At 69.1% G+C, this 15,243-nt stretch carries 12 protein-coding genes; 4 read left to right on the top strand and 8 right to left on the bottom strand.

All coding sequences use genetic code 11. From position 1 onward, the window contains the following. Positions 1-172 precede the first annotated feature (172 nt). The 6 genes from EV192_RS49275 to EV192_RS49250 all read right to left on the bottom strand — a co-directional run bounded on the left by EV192_RS49275 (position 173) and on the right by EV192_RS49250 (position 5,541). Positions 173-742, bottom strand: coding sequence for a carboxymuconolactone decarboxylase family protein (locus tag EV192_RS49275; RefSeq protein ID WP_132125718.1), 570 nt, complete (start codon positions 740-742; stop codon positions 173-175). Positions 743-756: 14 nt separating this feature from the next. Then, entirely contained in the window at positions 757-2,127 is a 1,371-nt protein-coding gene (locus EV192_RS49270; RefSeq protein ID WP_132125717.1) for a cytochrome P450, read from the bottom strand. Positions 2,128-2,129: 2 nt separating this feature from the next. Further along, complete coding sequence (locus tag EV192_RS49265; protein ID WP_424923450.1) at positions 2,130-3,098, bottom strand: DUF1702 family protein; 969 nt, start codon at positions 3,096-3,098, stop codon at positions 2,130-2,132. 96 nt (positions 3,099-3,194) lie between these two features. Then, entirely contained in the window at positions 3,195-3,977 is a 783-nt protein-coding gene (locus EV192_RS49260; RefSeq protein WP_132125715.1) for a helix-turn-helix domain-containing protein, read from the bottom strand. Between the two features lie 21 nt (positions 3,978-3,998). Beyond that, positions 3,999-4,610 (bottom strand): hypothetical protein, encoded by a 612-nt coding sequence (locus EV192_RS49255; protein ID WP_132125714.1) that lies wholly within the window; start codon positions 4,608-4,610, stop codon positions 3,999-4,001. 16 nt (positions 4,611-4,626) lie between these two features. Further along, positions 4,627-5,541, bottom strand: coding sequence for a hypothetical protein (locus EV192_RS49250; RefSeq protein WP_165961001.1), 915 nt, complete (start codon positions 5,539-5,541; stop codon positions 4,627-4,629). A 197-nt stretch (positions 5,542-5,738) separates the two neighbouring features. Between EV192_RS49250 and EV192_RS49245 the strand changes: the two genes are divergently transcribed. Continuing rightward, positions 5,739-5,921 (top strand): hypothetical protein, encoded by a 183-nt coding sequence (locus EV192_RS49245; protein ID WP_132125712.1) that lies wholly within the window; start codon positions 5,739-5,741, stop codon positions 5,919-5,921. A gap of 20 nt (positions 5,922-5,941) precedes the next feature. Here EV192_RS49245 and EV192_RS49240 read toward each other — a convergent pair whose 3' ends face one another. Further along, positions 5,942-9,052 carry an AfsR/SARP family transcriptional regulator gene (locus EV192_RS49240; protein ID WP_165961000.1) on the bottom strand — a complete coding sequence of 1,037 codons (3,111 nt, stop codon included), beginning with the start codon at positions 9,050-9,052 and terminating at the stop codon, positions 5,942-5,944. Positions 9,053-9,352: 300 nt separating this feature from the next. Here EV192_RS49240 and EV192_RS49235 point away from each other — a divergent pair, with 300 nt between their 5' ends. From EV192_RS49235 to asnB, 3 genes are read left to right on the top strand one after another with little or no spacing between them, the layout of a single operon-like run. Continuing rightward, a complete protein-coding gene (locus EV192_RS49235; RefSeq protein ID WP_132125710.1) occupies positions 9,353-10,171 on the top strand; it encodes an SAM-dependent methyltransferase in 819 nt (272 codons plus the stop codon). 10 nt (positions 10,172-10,181) lie between these two features. After that, entirely contained in the window at positions 10,182-11,732 is a 1,551-nt protein-coding gene (locus EV192_RS49230; RefSeq protein ID WP_132125709.1) for a GMC family oxidoreductase, read from the top strand. A gap of 32 nt (positions 11,733-11,764) precedes the next feature. Continuing rightward, positions 11,765-13,600 (top strand): asparagine synthase (glutamine-hydrolyzing), encoded by a 1,836-nt coding sequence (gene asnB / locus EV192_RS49225; RefSeq protein ID WP_132125708.1) that lies wholly within the window; start codon positions 11,765-11,767, stop codon positions 13,598-13,600. Between the two features lie 54 nt (positions 13,601-13,654). Here the strand turns inward: asnB and EV192_RS49220 are convergent, their stop codons facing one another. Then, a complete protein-coding gene (locus EV192_RS49220; RefSeq protein WP_132125707.1) occupies positions 13,655-15,130 on the bottom strand; it encodes an MFS transporter in 1,476 nt (491 codons plus the stop codon). Between the last annotated feature and the right edge of the window lie 113 nt (positions 15,131-15,243).

The following is a 15,243-nucleotide window of genomic DNA, read 5'->3' as shown; positions in this document are numbered from 1 at the left end:
CGAAACCCAAGCCGGACACCACGTGCCAGATATGATTCCCTTGGGCAGGCCATACGGGAGGGAGACGCCACGACCAAGACAACTAAAACAACCAGAAATACCCAACAAAGGACTCCCTCTTGGCGGCCTGCCCGAGCGGCGAGCGAACTGTCTTTGGCAACTCGGGCGAAGCCTAACGCATAGAGTCCCCGAGACCGGTGGCGTCCACCAAACGGTTGATGAAGTTGAAGAGGGCCGCGCAGAACACGGCTTCCAAGATCTCGGGGTTGGTCCAGCCGGCTTTGGCGGCGGTGTCCCAGTCTTTGTCGGTGATCTTGTAGGCGGCTGTGCTCACCTTTGTTGCCAGTTCTATCAGGGTTCGGGTTTTTTCGTCCAGGGGGAGGTCGGCTGGGGTGTTGGCGGTGGCTACCGCGGCGATCAGTTCTTCGCTGCCGCCGAATTGGCGGAGGAACCAGTTGTGGGTGCCGGTGCAGTAGGGGCAGTGGTTCAGCTTTGAGGTCCAGGCGGCGATCAGTTCTCTTGTTTGGCGCGGGAGTACGCCGTCGCCGAACATTCCTGTGTAGCCCGTCGCCACTATCTCCAGTAGGTCTGGGCGGGTGGAGGTGAGGCGGAAGACGTCGTGCACGAACGGCATGTTGGTTGCTTTGCGGAGCGTTTCGTACAGGTCGGCCACTCGGCCTGTCGCGTCGCTTTCGGCGATCACCGGCACCCGGACACCGGGAAGAGAGTGTGTGGCGGTCATGGCTTCTCCTTCCGTTATGGACGGTTGACTGGGTGGACGGTCATCGGCAGGCCACCTCGGACCCGCACGGTGAGCATGGGCTCGGGCACCACTTCGTAGCCCGGCACCACGCGCAGCCGCAGGTCTCGGGCCACCAGGGCGACCACGAAGGCGGCTTCCATCATGCCCAGGTTGTTCCCGATACAGAACCGGGGCCCGGCGCCGAAAGGCACGTAGGCGTAGCGCGGTCGGCCGGCCGATCGGGCCCGGTCGAACCGTTCCGGGTCGAACCGGTCCGGCGAGTCCCAGAACTCCGGGTGCCGGTGCAGGGTGTACGGGCAGATGAGCACGTCGGCGCCGGCCGGCACGTGGTAGCCGCCGACAGTGTCTTCCTCCACCGCGATCCTCGGCAGGATCCACACCGGTGGGTACAGGCGGATCGCCTCGTCCAGGACCATCGACAGGTACGGCATCGAGTGCAGGTCCTCGACTGTCGGCAACCGGTCGCCGAGCACCCGGACCGCCTCCGCCCTGACCCGCTCCCACGCCTCAGGATGCTTGTCCAGCAAGTAAAACGTCCAGCTGAGTGTGCTCGCCGTGGTCTCGTGCCCGGCCAGCAGCAGGGTGACCAGCTCGTCGCGGATCCGGCGCCGGGCCACCCGGCGGTCCGGTTCCTGGCTGGTCGAGTCGATCAGCCGGGAGACGATGTCGTGTCCGCTGAGGCCGCGCGCTTTCCGGTCGTCGACCAACTGGTCGACGATGCGCTGCAGGTCCTTGCGGGCCCGGCGGAACCGCACCGCTTTGGGCAACGGCAACCAGCTCGGCACCGCGCTGAGCGACATCATCTCGAACATCGCCTGATCCTGAACAGCTTCGAAGGACTCCCCGATCGACGAGAACGCGCCGAGGTCGGCGTCGATCAACGTGCGGCCGAGCACCCCCAGCGTCAGGTCCGTCATCTCCTGCCGGACGTCCACCGGTCCGCTGCCCGCGTGGGCGGCCAGCCGGCGGACCATGGCCGCGGCCTCCTCCGCGATCGCGTCGGCCTGGGCACTGATCCGCCGCGGCGCCAACACGGGTTGGATGGTCCGACGCTGCTCACGCCATAACTCGCCCTCGCTGGTCAGCAACCCGTCGCCCATCGCGCGCTTGGCGTGCACCAAGCCGATCCCCTTCTGGTAGTTGGCGTGGTTCTCGACCAGCACGTGCTTCGCGTGATCCGGATGGTTGAAGAAATAGAGGGTCTTCGGACCCAGCGGCAATCGCACCGCGTCGCCGTAGCGGGCGGCCACCGACGTCATCACCGACAGCCGGTCACGGATCATCTTGGCCAGCATGCCTAACGCGGCCAGCCGCGGCACGCCGGGCGGCACCTGCCCGACGACCGGAACGTCTACAATGGTCATTGCTACCCCCTGCCGAGGCCGGCGAACTCGTCGGCGATCCGGTCACGCCACACCTCGAAAGCCGGGACGGCGCCGTCCAACACCGGGTTGGGCCGCAACCGGGTGGTGACGTCGGCCGCGTCCCGCGCCGACATGCCGCAGAAGAACTGAGCCGCCATCTCCGTGTGCGGCACCAGCAGACCCGCCCGAACCCTTGCCTCGGCGGCGAAAGCGGCCGCCTGAGCCACATAGCTGCGATGCGTTCCCGCGCGCTCCCACAGCACCGACAGCTCGTCCGGCTCGACGCCACCCGCGTACGTCGCGGCCAGCCCGGCTCCGCTGTACAGGTCGGACTGTCGTTCCGGCGCGAACTTCTCGATCATGGTGGCGCACAGGTCAGGGTCGGTGCCGGCGACGAACCACATGGCCCGCCCGATCCCCTGGTCGATCACGCGCCCGGCGCGGTCGCCCGCGACCCCGCCTGGCCACGGGAAGTCCGGCTCCACGTACTGGTCCTCGACATAGCGCCGGGTGTGGAAATACGCTTGGTGGAAGCCGTAACCGTCGAGCACCAGCCAGCGCAGCAACGGATCGGTCGCCGCGGCACTGGCCTTCGACCACCGCATCCGGGGCAGCCGCGCCATCGCCCAACCGATGCCGACGTACACCATGTACACGTGCTCGTCGCCCCGACTGGCCAGGAACTGGGCGGTCAACCGGCCGCCGAACGGCAGCCCGTCGCGCATCGCGAACGCCATACCGGCGCCCTCGTAACCGAAGCCACGGAACCGAACCGGCAACTCCTCAAGGCGTTCCTCCGCGTCCTGCACGGTCTTGGCCTCGGCCGCGTACGCGTACCCGGTCAGAAACATCTCGCCGGCCGTTTCGAGCAGTCGCCGCGCCTCCGGGGTCTTCTCGTGGAAGCCGCGGGTGTCCAGCCTCGTCTCCGACATTCCCGGAGTCAGCACGCGACGCCGCACTTTTCGCCAGATACTGGTCACTGTTTTCTCCTCAACAGCCGACAAACCGCGGACTATCCGATATCGACTGTCGCAGGAGTGACCTGGGCGGCCCTACTTCGGACGTGCTCACGCCGCGAACTTGATCCCCTCCGCCACCGCGACCGGCACCGAGCGCTCGGCGAGCCGCGCGAGCAACAGCGGCGGGTCGAACACAGTGCTCGGCCGCAGCCACAGGTCGGCCAGCCGGATGTCGGTGTCGCGCCGGACGACGATCGGACCCTGCGCCGCGACATAGCTGTCCGGCTCCGCCAGGTATCTGGCCGAGCCGCCAGGCCCGGTGGCCAACGCGTCGGCGACCAGGTAACACCTTCCGGGCGGGACATTGTCCAACAGGAACAGACCGGGCTGCGGCCGGACCGTCCACCGGATCGGTTCGCCGTGCGGCAACCTGCTGGGGAACAGGCCGACGAACACCGAGCCGACCTGCCCGGCCCACGCGGTCAGGATCCGGCCGCGGACGGTCGCCGCCCGTAAGTCGACCTGGCCGACACCGACCTCACCCGGTAAGTCCACGAGGACGCCGGACTGCTGGCGGTACGCGGTCGGCGACACGCCCACGCTCTCCCGGAACCGGGAACTGAACGTGCCCATGCTGTTGTAGCCGACCCGATAGCTGACCTCGGTCACGGTCATGCTGGTGGCCAGCAACAGGTCCTTGGCCCGCTGGATCCGGACCGCGGACAGGAACCGGCCCGGCGACATCCCGGTCACCCGCTGAAACAGCCGGGTGAAGTAGAACTTGCTGAACATGGCCGCCCGTGCCAGGTCGTCGATCGTGATCTGCTCACCCAGGTTGGCCCGCATGTAGCCGATGGCCCGCTCAACGGCGCGCTCGGCCGGCTCTTCCATGGCTCTTCCTCTCTGGCGGGGTCATGACGCCGCCCCGCCGGCACCGTCGGCCGGGTCCGGGTGGTCGCGTTCACGTTGGTCGGCCAGTTCGCGGCTCAGGGCCAGCCACTGGTCCGGCGGCCAGCGATGGCCGGCCGCGCAGCTGATCTGCTGGATCGTCGCCGTCTCGTCGGCGGTCGCGTGCAGTTCCTGGTCGCATTTCGGCCACGGGCAGGGGCCGAGCGACGTGGGCGGCCCAGGGGGCGGCTGTCCGACGTCCCGGACCGCCGCGCCGAGGTCGGCGAGGTCGTCGGCGAACTTCGCCGCGCCCGGCCGGGTGATCAGCCACTGCATGTGCACCGCGAGAAAACCGGTCAGCAGCGCGACATTCAGCCGATCGGGGGCCCGCACCCCGCGGCCGGCCACCACCCGCGCACACCACGACGAGAGGGTGGCGACGATCTCCGATCTGACCCGGCACGCGCAGTGGTCGAACCAGTCAGGCAGGTCGACCAGCGCGGTCTCGACGACGTCGAGGCACGTGTCGCAGAGCAGGTAGCCGTGGCGTACCCCCGGGACACACAGTTCGTCGAAGTGCCGTCGGCTCTGGCACGGCGGCGTGTCCAGGAGGATCTTCGTGACTACCGGGTCCATGGCGGCATCCGTTCGGTCAGTTGACGTCAAGTCCGTGGCTCGCCCCCAGGCCGAGGAGGCGGGCGGTCCGGCACAGCTCGGCGGCCAGCCGCAGGTCCGGCTCCCCCGCGCTGAGCACCTCGACGAGCCGGATCTCGTCGGCACCGACGCGGCTGCGGTACGCGCCGCTGAGCACCTCGCCCAGGCCGACGACGACACCCGGCGGGTGGGCGATCAGGGTGGAGGCCGGCGGCGAGAACTGGCCGCGCGCCGCCAACGTCTCGAAGTGGCGTCGCACGAAATAGCGGTCGTCGTTGTCCGCCAACAGGTCGGGCGCGTCGGCGTAGACCTTGTCGACCCGGTCGACCACGTCGTCGGGCAGGTCCTCGCCGGACGTGTTGATCAGCAGGGCGCCCTTGGTGAGGTCGGCGTACCGCACCGGCGCCGTGTTCTCCGACGTGGTCACGACCAGGTTGGCGCCGAGCAGGGCCTGCGCGACGTCGGTGTGCAGGGTCAGCCCGATGCCGGCCCGCGCGATCTGGTCGAGCACCTGGGGAGCGATGGTGGCCCGTTGCCCGCCGACCGGGCACACGGCGACGTGGCTCGCGGCCGGCACGTACTTGGCGATCATCATCAGCTGCGACTGCGCGTCCGGACCGGAGCCCAGGACCGCGGCGGTGACCACGCCCGGGGTCAACAGGGCGCGTGCCGCCACGGCAGCGAGCGCGGCGGCCCGACTGGCCCGTACGGCGAACGACGGCAACAGGTAGCGCGTCCGTGCGCCGTTCTCGACCAAGACCAAGTTCGTCAACTCACGAACTGTCGCCGTGTCCGGTCGCCGGGTCCGGTACACCCTGGCGACGAGCTCCTCGGCACACAGCGTCCGCAGGTCGGTCGCGACCAGCGCGCTGAGCAGGTCGGACATGGACAGCCGAACGTGTTCTCTGGCCATCACCCGCACCTCTCCGCCACGACGATTCGCACACCGACGCTGGCACGGCGGGCCTTCCATGGGCTGTCCGTCGGCTATCCGTCGGGCATGCGTGGACCAATCGCGGGAGAAAGGCGGACGGAAGGCACACCGGCGTTGGGTGCATCCCGAAGGCGCAGACCAGTCGCCTGACCCAGTCGACATTCGAGGAGCCGGAAATGATGTCCCAGCGAGGAATTCTCGTCACTGCCCTCGGCTCGATCCTGAGCTTAGCCGTGATCCTGCCGGCCCAGGCACAGGCCGTGGACCGGCCGACCAACACCGCCCACCAGGTCGTGAGCAGTCCCGGCGGGACCGGTGACCAGCCGCTCTACCTGGCCGACGACGACCCCTGGCACTGACCGCTGACCGGGGGAATCACCTAGTCAGGCTGGCTGCCGGCGGCGTTCGGGCCGACCGGCAGCGCGGCGCGGGTGAGCCGCAGCTGGGCCCGCAGGTCGCCAGCTTCCTTCTGGTCCACTTCGGACAGCAGACGGTCGGCGTTGTCGAGGTCACCGCGCGCGGCGGCGACGTCGCCGTCGGCTGCCCGGACCTCGGACAACAGCACCAACGTCTTCGCGTGCCACAGGCGGGAACCCATCCCGGAGAAGATCGCGAGCGCACGGGCCAAGTGCCCGGCGGCCACCGCGTTGGTACCCCTGGCCAGCCCGATCTCGCCGAGCCCGTACCGGGCCCGCCCCTCGATCATCCGCTCGCCGACCCCCTCGGCCAGCGCGATCGCGTGCAACAGCGTGGTCTCCGCGTTGTCCAGCCGGCCCTCCCGCCGGCGGGCGATGCCCAGCCCGTAGAGCGCGAACGACTCGCCGGTGCGGTCCCCGAGATCGCGGACGATCAGCAGCACCCGGTTGAGCGCCTGCTTGGCCAGTTCGATCAGGTCGGTGCGCAGGTACAGCTCGGCGAACCGGTTGAGGACCATCGCCTCGCCGCGCCGGTAGCCCACCCGCAGGCAGAGTTTCAACGCGTCGTCCAGGTGATGGCGGGCCTGGTCCAGGTCGCCCTCGTCGAGCAGGTACCGCGCCAGGCTCTGCAGGATGTGCGCCTCGCCGACCACGTCACCGACCTGGCGCATCTGCCCCAGCGCCTCCCGGCATTTGCTCGCCATCGCGGCGTAGTGGCCACGGAACCGGTCCACGATCGCCGAGTTACGCAGCACCAGCGCGCAACCGTGGGTGTTGCCGGTCGCCCGGAACACGCTCAACGCCTCGGCGAAGCACTCCTGCGCGTCGTCGAGCCGGCGCTGCGACATGTGCAGCCCACCCAACGAGTACAGCATCGCCGCACGTCCGGTCTCGTTGCCGGCGATCGTGGTCGCCGCGAGCCCCACCTCGGCCGTCTCCCGCCAGTCGTCGAAACAGCCCTTCACCTCGAACAGGCTGATCGACGTGAGGGCCAGGTCCCAGCACAGCTCGTGGATGCCGGCCGCCGCGGCCTGCCGGACCGCCGCGACAAGGGACTGCCGCTCCGCCTCCCACCAGTCGGCCGGTACGTCGATCGGCCCGCCGCCCGGATCGTCCACCGGCCGCCAACGGTCGGCGTCGCCGTGCAGCACGCAGAAGTCGCCGCCGTAGTCCTTGCGGTGGGCCTGCTCGGCCAGGGCCAGCCAGCCGCCGAGCACTCGGGCCTGCGCCCCCTCTCGGACGCTCGCCGGCACCGACCTGGTCAACTGTTCGAGAGCGTAGACCCGGATCAGGTTGTGGTAGCGGAAGCGGACGGCTTCGCCGGTGTACCGCACGGTGTCCAGCAACCGGGCGTCCACCAGGATCTCCAGGGTGTCCTCGGCGTCGCTCAGGTCGGTGTCCAGCAGCGCGGCCGCGGTCCAGGCCGGGAAGTCCGGCGCGTCGATCAGGGCACCCAGGGCGAACAACCGCTTGGCCGGGCTGCGCAGCAGCTCGTGCGTCAACGCGATGTTCGACCTGAGCTCCACCCCGTGGTAGCTCAACTCGTCCAGGCCGCGGGCGTGGTTGTTCAGCCTGCGCACCAGGGTGGCGATCAGCCAGTGCGGCTTGGACGCCAGCCGGGCGCCCGCGATCCGCAGGGCCAGCGGCAGCCCGCCGCAGAAGTCGATCAGCTGCAGCGCCGCGTCCGGCTCGGCGTCCACCCGTTCCCGCCCGACGATCCTGGCCAGCAGCTCCATGCACGTGTCGGGCCGGAACACGTCCACGTCGACCTGGTGCGCGCCGTACAGCCCGTCCAACCGCAGCCGGCTCGTCACGATCACCGCGCACCCGTCGGTGCCCGGCAGCAACGGCAGGATCTGCTCCTCGCTGGTCGCGTAGTCCAACACGATCAGCATCTGCTTGCCGGCCACCCGACTGCGGTAGAGCTCGGCCCGCGCGGCCAGGTCCTCCGGCAGGGCCGACCCGGACACGCCGAGCGAACCGAGGAACCGGGCAAGCATGGCCGTGATGTCCGTTTCGCTGGTGGCGGCGCCGAGGTCGGCGTAGAGCTGGCCGTCCGGGAACAGGTGCTCGACCTCGTGCGCGACCCGGATGGCGAGGGTGGACTTGCCGACCCCGCCCTTGCCGGACACGACGACGATGCGCATCGCGTACGGGGTCGTGCCGGCGTCAACGTCGTCGGACAGCAGGAACTTGATCTCGTCGAGCTCCTGCTCGCGCCCGGCGAAGTCGGCGATGCTGTGCGGCAGCTGCCGCGGCACCAGCAACGGCGCGGCCGGCTTCTGGACGGCCCCGCCGAGCATCACCAAGCCACCTGGCGTAGCAGGCAGGTCGAGCGACGGGTCGCGGTTGAGGATCGCGGTCGCCAGGGACCGCAGGCTCCCGCCCGGCTCGATCCCGAGTTCCTCCACCAGGACCGCGTGCGCCCGCCTGCTCACCTCCAGCGCCTCGGCCTGCTGGCCGCTGCGGTACAGCGCGAGCATGAACAGTTCGTAGAGCGGTTCGCTCAGCGGGAACTCGTCGACCAGCGCGGCCAGTTCGCCGCTGGTCTCCCGGTGCCGGCCGAGCGCGAGGTCCAACCGGACACGCTCCTCCAGCGCGGCGAAGCGCTGCTGTTCCAGCACCGCCGCGTTGCGACGGACCACCTCACTGCGTACGCCGGCGAGCGCGGGACCGCGCCACAGGGCGAGCCCGTCCCGCAGGGCCTGCGCCGCCTCGACGAGCCGGCCGGCGTCCGCGTGCGAGCGGCCGATCTCGACCTGCCGGGAGAACACCGCGCTGTCGAGATCCTCCGGCGGGATCTCCAGCAGATAACCCGGCGGCCGGGTGTGGATACCACCTGGTTGGCCGCCTTCCCCGAACAACTTGCGTATCCTGGCGATACAGATATGGATCTGACTTCGCGCGGTCGGCGGCGGCGAATCGTCCCACACCGCGTCGATCAACTCGTCCATCAAGGCGACCCGATTGGCCTTGAGTGCCAGCGCGCAGAGGACCACCCGTTGACGTGGTCCGCCGATATCGCGCACCTCGCCATCGAGGACGAGCTCAGGAGGACCTAGAAGCCGCAGCATCGTAGTGTCCCTCCCCTCCCCAGTTGTGCTCATCCAGGCTACTGACGACTAAACGTTTGATTGGTCGCCCAGCGTACGCGGGTACGACAAGATAGCCCCCGGTCCTCGTACCCTTGGAGAACATTGAAGACCTGCGGCGCCTGCCAGGCAAGTTATGAGAAGCAGACAATTGTCGATCATGCGATCCTGAGGTACCGGCGTGCTTCGACAACGAATGCGAGTAAGTCGTCGGGATCCATTTCCGAAGGCCGCGCGACACGCTGTACAGGAACGCGCGACACGCCGTCGAGAGGGTGCGACATGACCGAGAACAACCCAGTTCCTGCCGGGATCGATCCCCACGTTCCGCACGTGCCGCGCATCCTGGACTATCTGCTCGGCGGCACCGCGAACTTCGAGATCGACCGGATTGTCGCCGAGCGGGCGTTCGCCGCCTGGCCCGGTGAGGTCGGCGGGGTGGCCGGCGTCCGCGTCGACATCCATGAGGCGCGCGACTCGCTCCGGCGAATAGTGGGCCATCTGGCTGGGGAGTGCGGGATCCGGCAGTTCCTGGACATCGCGTCCGGACTGCCGACCATGAACAACACGCACGAGGCGGCGCGCGCTGTCGCGCCTGGTTGCCGGGTCGTATACGTCGACAATGACCCGATCGTGGTCACCCACGCGCAGCATCTGCTTTCGTCGGAAATCGACAAAAGAACGGCCTTTGTCCAGGGCGACTTCCGTGATCCCCAAGATCTGCTGCGCAAGGCCGCGGGAACGCTCGACTTCACCGAGCCGGTCGGCGTCATCCTTTACGGAATGCTGCACTTCCTGGCAGATTCCGACGGCCCTGACCGGCTGCTGGACGAACTGCTCGCGGCCGTCCCCACCGGCAGTTATGTGGCGGTGTCCCACTTCGCCAGGGACGACGAGGACACCGCGATGAACGCGACGCTGCACGCGATGGACCAGCAGATGGGCGAGGCCGTGGTCCGCCGGACCCGCGGCGAGGTGGAGAAGTTCTTCAACGGGATGGACATCGTCGAGCCGGGCGTGGTGCGGACCAACGAGTGGCGGCCCGAGGCCCACGGGCCGCGGCCACTGCCCATGTGGTGTGGCGTCGCCCGCAAGCGCTGACGGTGCCGCCATGTCCGAGTCGGATGTCGTCGACGAAGTGGTCGTGGGCGCGGGGAGCGCCGGCGCCGCGCTCGCCGGCCGGTTGAGTGAGGATCCCGGCCGGCGGGTGGTGCTCCTCGAAGCCGGGCCGCACTACTCGACCGGCCGGACCACGCCGCCGGATCTCCTGGACGCCAACACGATGTCGCTCGTGCGGCACGGTTGGGGGTTGGCCGCGCGGATCACCGGGACCCGCGAGGTCCCGTTCCCGCAGGGGCGGGTCACCGGCGGTTCTTCAGCCGTGGGCAACACGGTCGCCATCCGTGGCACGCCTCAGGACTACGACGAGTGGGCCGCCGCGGGCAACCCACTGTGGTCCTGGGACACCGTGCTCCCGCACCTGCGCGCGCTCGAGGACGACCTGGACTTCGGCGACCAGGACCACCACGGCACCGGCGGTCCGGTGCCCGTCCGACGCTGGCGGCCGGACGAACTGACCGCGGTGCAGCAGGCGTTCTTCGACGAGTGCCTCGCCGCGGGCCGCCCGTACGCGGCGGACCACAACCACCCCTGTTCCACCGGTGTCGGCCCCATCCCGTCCAACCGGCGAGACGCCGTGGTCCGGGTCTCCACGGCCATGTCGTACCTCTGGCCGGCGCAGACGCGGCAGAACCTGACGATCCTCGCCGACACGTCCGTGGACCGGGTCGTGTTCGAGGGTTCGCGGGCGGTTGGCGTGGTGGTGTCCGTCGCCGGAGGTGCGCCCGAGACGATCAGAGCCCGGCGGGTGATCCTGGCCGCTGGTGCGGTCGGTTCGCCGGCGATCCTGCTCCGCTCCGGCATCGGACCCGCGGACCACCTGCGGTGGCTGGGTGTTCCGGTGCGCACGGACCTGCCCGGGGTCGGGATCGGGCTGACCGACCAGCCGCGCATCGGCGTGTTCATGACCCCTGCCCCGGGCAACGAGAACTCGGGCAAATCGACCGGCCAGATCGTCCTGCGCACCACGGCCGCCCGGTTCAACGACCTGTACTACGCGATGGTCAACCGCTTCGACCTGACCCATCATTTCCCTGAGCTGCGCAAGGTCGCCGGGGCCCGGTCGGTGTTCGGCGTGATGGTCGTGCTCCGCCGGCAGCACTCGCGCGGCGAGGTCACGCTCACTTCGGCCGACCCGAGTCGCCCGCCGCGGATCGACCTCGGCTACCTCTCCGACGAACGCGACTACGAGCTGCTGGCGAACGGCGTCCGAGGCTGCTGGGAGCTGATGCGGTCACCGAAGATCGTCGACAAGGGCGAGCAGGTCGTGGGGCTGGACGAGCGCGTCCTCGCCGACGAGGAGGCACTGCGCGGTTACGTCGAGAGCGCGGTGGACACCGCGTTCAACCCCGTGGGCACGGCACGGATGGGCCCGGCCAGCGACCCGGGCACGGTCGTAGACCAACGCTGCGCGGTGCACGGCGTGGACGGCCTCTACCTCGCGGACGCGTCGGTGATGCCCAGCATGGTGTGCGCCAACACGAACCTCACCGTCGTCATGATCGGCGAACGGGTGGCCGCGATGCTGCGCGGTTTCGCGTAGCAGTCACTTCTCAAACCACAGGAGAACAGCACATGTGCGGAATTACCGGCTGGGTGTCGTTCGACCGTGACCTCACCCGTGAGCTGGAGACGCTCGACGCGATGACGCGGACGATGGCGTGCCGGGGACCGGACGCGGCCGGCACGTGGGTCGAGCGGCACGCCGCCCTCGGCCATCGCAGGCTGGCCGTGATCGACCTGCCCGGCGGGAAACAGCCGATGTCGGTGCGCACGCCCGACGGCGAGGTGTCGCTCGTCTACAGCGGCGAGGCGTACAACTTCGTCGAGCTGCGCGACGAGTTGGTCAAGCGCGGCGAACGGTTCACCACGTCGAGCGACACCGAGGTCGTGTTACGCGGCTACCTGCGCTGGGGCGCGGCGGTGGCCGAACACCTCAACGGCATGTACGCGTTCGCCATCTGGGACGCGCGGGTGCGGAAGCTGGTGATGATCCGCGACCGGTTGGGGATCAAGCCCCTGTACTACTACCGGACCCACGACGGGGTGCTGTTCGGCTCCGAGCCCAAGGCCATTCTGGCCAACCCGTTGGCCAAGCGGTCGGTGGACGCGGACGGACTGCGCGAGGTGCTCGCGTACTCCTTCACCCCCGGGCACGCGGTCTGGTCGGACATGCATCAGGTCGAGCCGGGCACGGTCGTCACGGTCGACGCCGACGGCCTGCGCGAACGCACCTACTGGCGACTGGAGACCCGGCCGCACACCGACGACCTGGACACCACTGTCGGACGGGTCCGCGAACTGCTCGACGACACCGTGCGCCGGCAACTGGTGGCGGACGTGCCGCGCTGCGTGCTGCTGTCCGGTGGGATCGACTCCGGCACGCTGACCGCGTTGGCCGCGAAGCACCTCGGGGACGAGCGGGTGCGGACCTTCGCGGTCGATTTCATGGGCCAGGCCGAGAACTTCAAGCCGGACGAGCTGCGCGACACCCCGGACGCGCCGTACATCCTGGATGTCGCCGAGCATGTCGGCTCGGAGCACGCGGACATCGTGCTCGATCCGCAGACCTTGGCCGACCCCGAGGTCCGCCGGGCCGCGCTGGTCGCCCGCGACCTGCCGATCGGCCTCGGCGACATGGACTTCTCGCTGTACCTGCTGTTCAAGGAGATCCGGCAGCGGTCGACGGTGGCGTTGTCCGGCGAGTCGGCGGACGAGATCTTCGGCGGGTACAAGCACATGCACATTCCCCAGATCCAGCAGGCCCGCGCGTTCCCGTGGATCGCGGTCAGCGTCGGCCCGTTCGACAAGGACGCCACGGGGGTGAACCCGGAGCTGCTGGCCGGGTTGAGGCTGGAGGAGTACCGGCTGGACCAGTACGACAGCGCGGTCGCCCAGGTCGAGCGGCTGGACACCGACGACGACTTCGAGCACCGCATGCGGATCATGATCCACCTGCACCTGACCAGGTTCATGCGGTCCCTGTTGGACCGTAAGGACCGGCTCAGCATGGCCGTCGGGCTTGAGGTCCGGGTGCCGTTCTGCGACCACCGGCTCGTCGACTACGTGTACAACGCGCCGTGGTCGCTCAAGACCTACGACGGCCACGAGAAGAGCCTGCTGCGCGGCGCCGTCAAGGACATGCTGCCGGATTCGGTGGCGTGGCGGCCGAAGAGTCCCTATCCGTCCACTCAGGACCCGTACTACGCGAGAGAGCTGCAGCGGCAGGCGATCCGGCTGCTCACTGATCCGGACAACGACGTGTTCCAGTTGATCGACCAGGACTGGTTGAACGCCGCCGCCACGCTTGAGCCGGCCGCGATCGGCCGGGTGACCCGGCTGGGTCTGGAGCGGACCCTGGACCTGGCCATGTGGCTGGACATCTACCGGCCCGAGCTCAAGCTCCCGTAGGCCGCACGGCACGAAGCCCTTGGTGGGATCCACCAAGGGCTTCCGTCGTGTCTCTCAGGCCGCTTGCTCCTCCTCGGCGGTGCCGATGACGGACGCGGGCGGGGCTGGCATGCTCGCCGCTCGACGTGCCGCGGCCGCGCGGATCGCCGCGATCCCCGGTGAGGCCAGGGCCACGGCCGCGCCCAGCGCGGACAGGATCGCGGGCACCAGGATCGCGGTGCTGAAGCTGTCGACGAACGCCTGCGGCGAGCTGTACTCGTTGCCGGCGGCGAAGACGCTCGCGATCAGGGCGACCCCGAACGCGCCACCGACCTGCTGCATCATCGTGCTCGTCCCGGACGCGACACCGATGTCCTGCGGCGCGACCGAACTGACGACCGCGTTGGCGACCGTCGGGAACACCAGCGAGATGCCGACGCCACTGAGCAGCAAAGCGATCCCCATCACCAGATAGCCCATGCCCGGTGCCGCGATCGCCGCGATCCAGAACATCCCGCCGCTGGACAGCAGCAACCCCACCGCCATGAACGGCCGGTTGCCGAACTTCTCGGACATGGCACCGGCGATCGGGGCGACGAACATCGCGGTGGCCATCCACGGCAACAGCTTGAGACCGGCCTGCAGCGGGCTGTTGCCGAGACCGGTGATCAGGAACTGCGCCATCAGGAACTCGGCGCCGAACAGGGCGGCGAACATGAAGAAGTTGACCAGGACGCCGGTGGTGAACCCCCGGCCGCGAAACAGCGAGACCTTGACCATGGGGATCTTCCGGCGTGCCTCGTAGATGACGAAAACGACGACGAACACGGCCCCCAGGACGAGCGGGACGATGACCGCGGCACTGCCCCACCCGGAGTCGCTGACCTTCACCAGACCCCAGGTGAGTCCGAACAGGGCGAGGACGGACAGGATCAGCCCGCCGACGTCGAGGTGCTTGGCCGGGCCGTAGCTCTCGGTGAGTTTGCGCAGCGACAACGGAATCAGGACGAGCCCGACCGGGACGTTGAGCCAGAAGATCCACTCCCAGGTCAGTCCCTGTACCACGGCGCCGCCGATGACCGGGCCGAACGCCACGGCTGCGCCGCCGACACCGCCCCACAGACCGATGGCCGCGCCGCGTTTCTCCGCCGGGAACGCGTCGCTGATCAGGGTGAGGCTGAGCGGCATCACCATCGCCGCGCCGATCCCCTGGCCCACCCGGGCCACGATCAGAACTCCGACGTTCGGCGACAACGCCGCCAACGCGGAGAACGCGGTGAAGATGGCGAGCCCGACCGCGTACATCCGCCGTCGGCCGAAGCGGTCGCCGAGCGAGGCGCCGAACAGGATCAGACACGCGAGCGCGAGCGTGAAGGCGTTGACGATCCATTCCAGGTCAGCGAGGCTCGCGTTGAGGCTCAACCGCAGGGCCGGCAGCGATGTGGTCACCACCAGCCCGTCCAGGGCGGCCATGAACAGGCCTAGCGACGCGAGCGCAATCGTCCAGCCTTTGTGTGGGCCGGCCTGCACGGCCGGCGCGGCTGGTTTCATGTCTCCTCCAAAGTGGACTCCGGTGGTGGGTGCGGCCTTTCTGACACCGCACGAGCCCGAGCGTCACATCTGGAGCGCCATGGCGACTACTTCGATCGTGCTGTCTCTCGTCG

This window comes from Actinocrispum wychmicini, from assembly GCF_004345645.1.
GTDB classification, from domain to species: Bacteria; Actinomycetota; Actinomycetes; order Mycobacteriales; family Pseudonocardiaceae; genus Kibdelosporangium; species Kibdelosporangium wychmicini.
The sequence above is the reverse complement of the archived record's forward strand: the minus strand, read 5'-3'. Positions and strand labels throughout refer to the sequence as shown.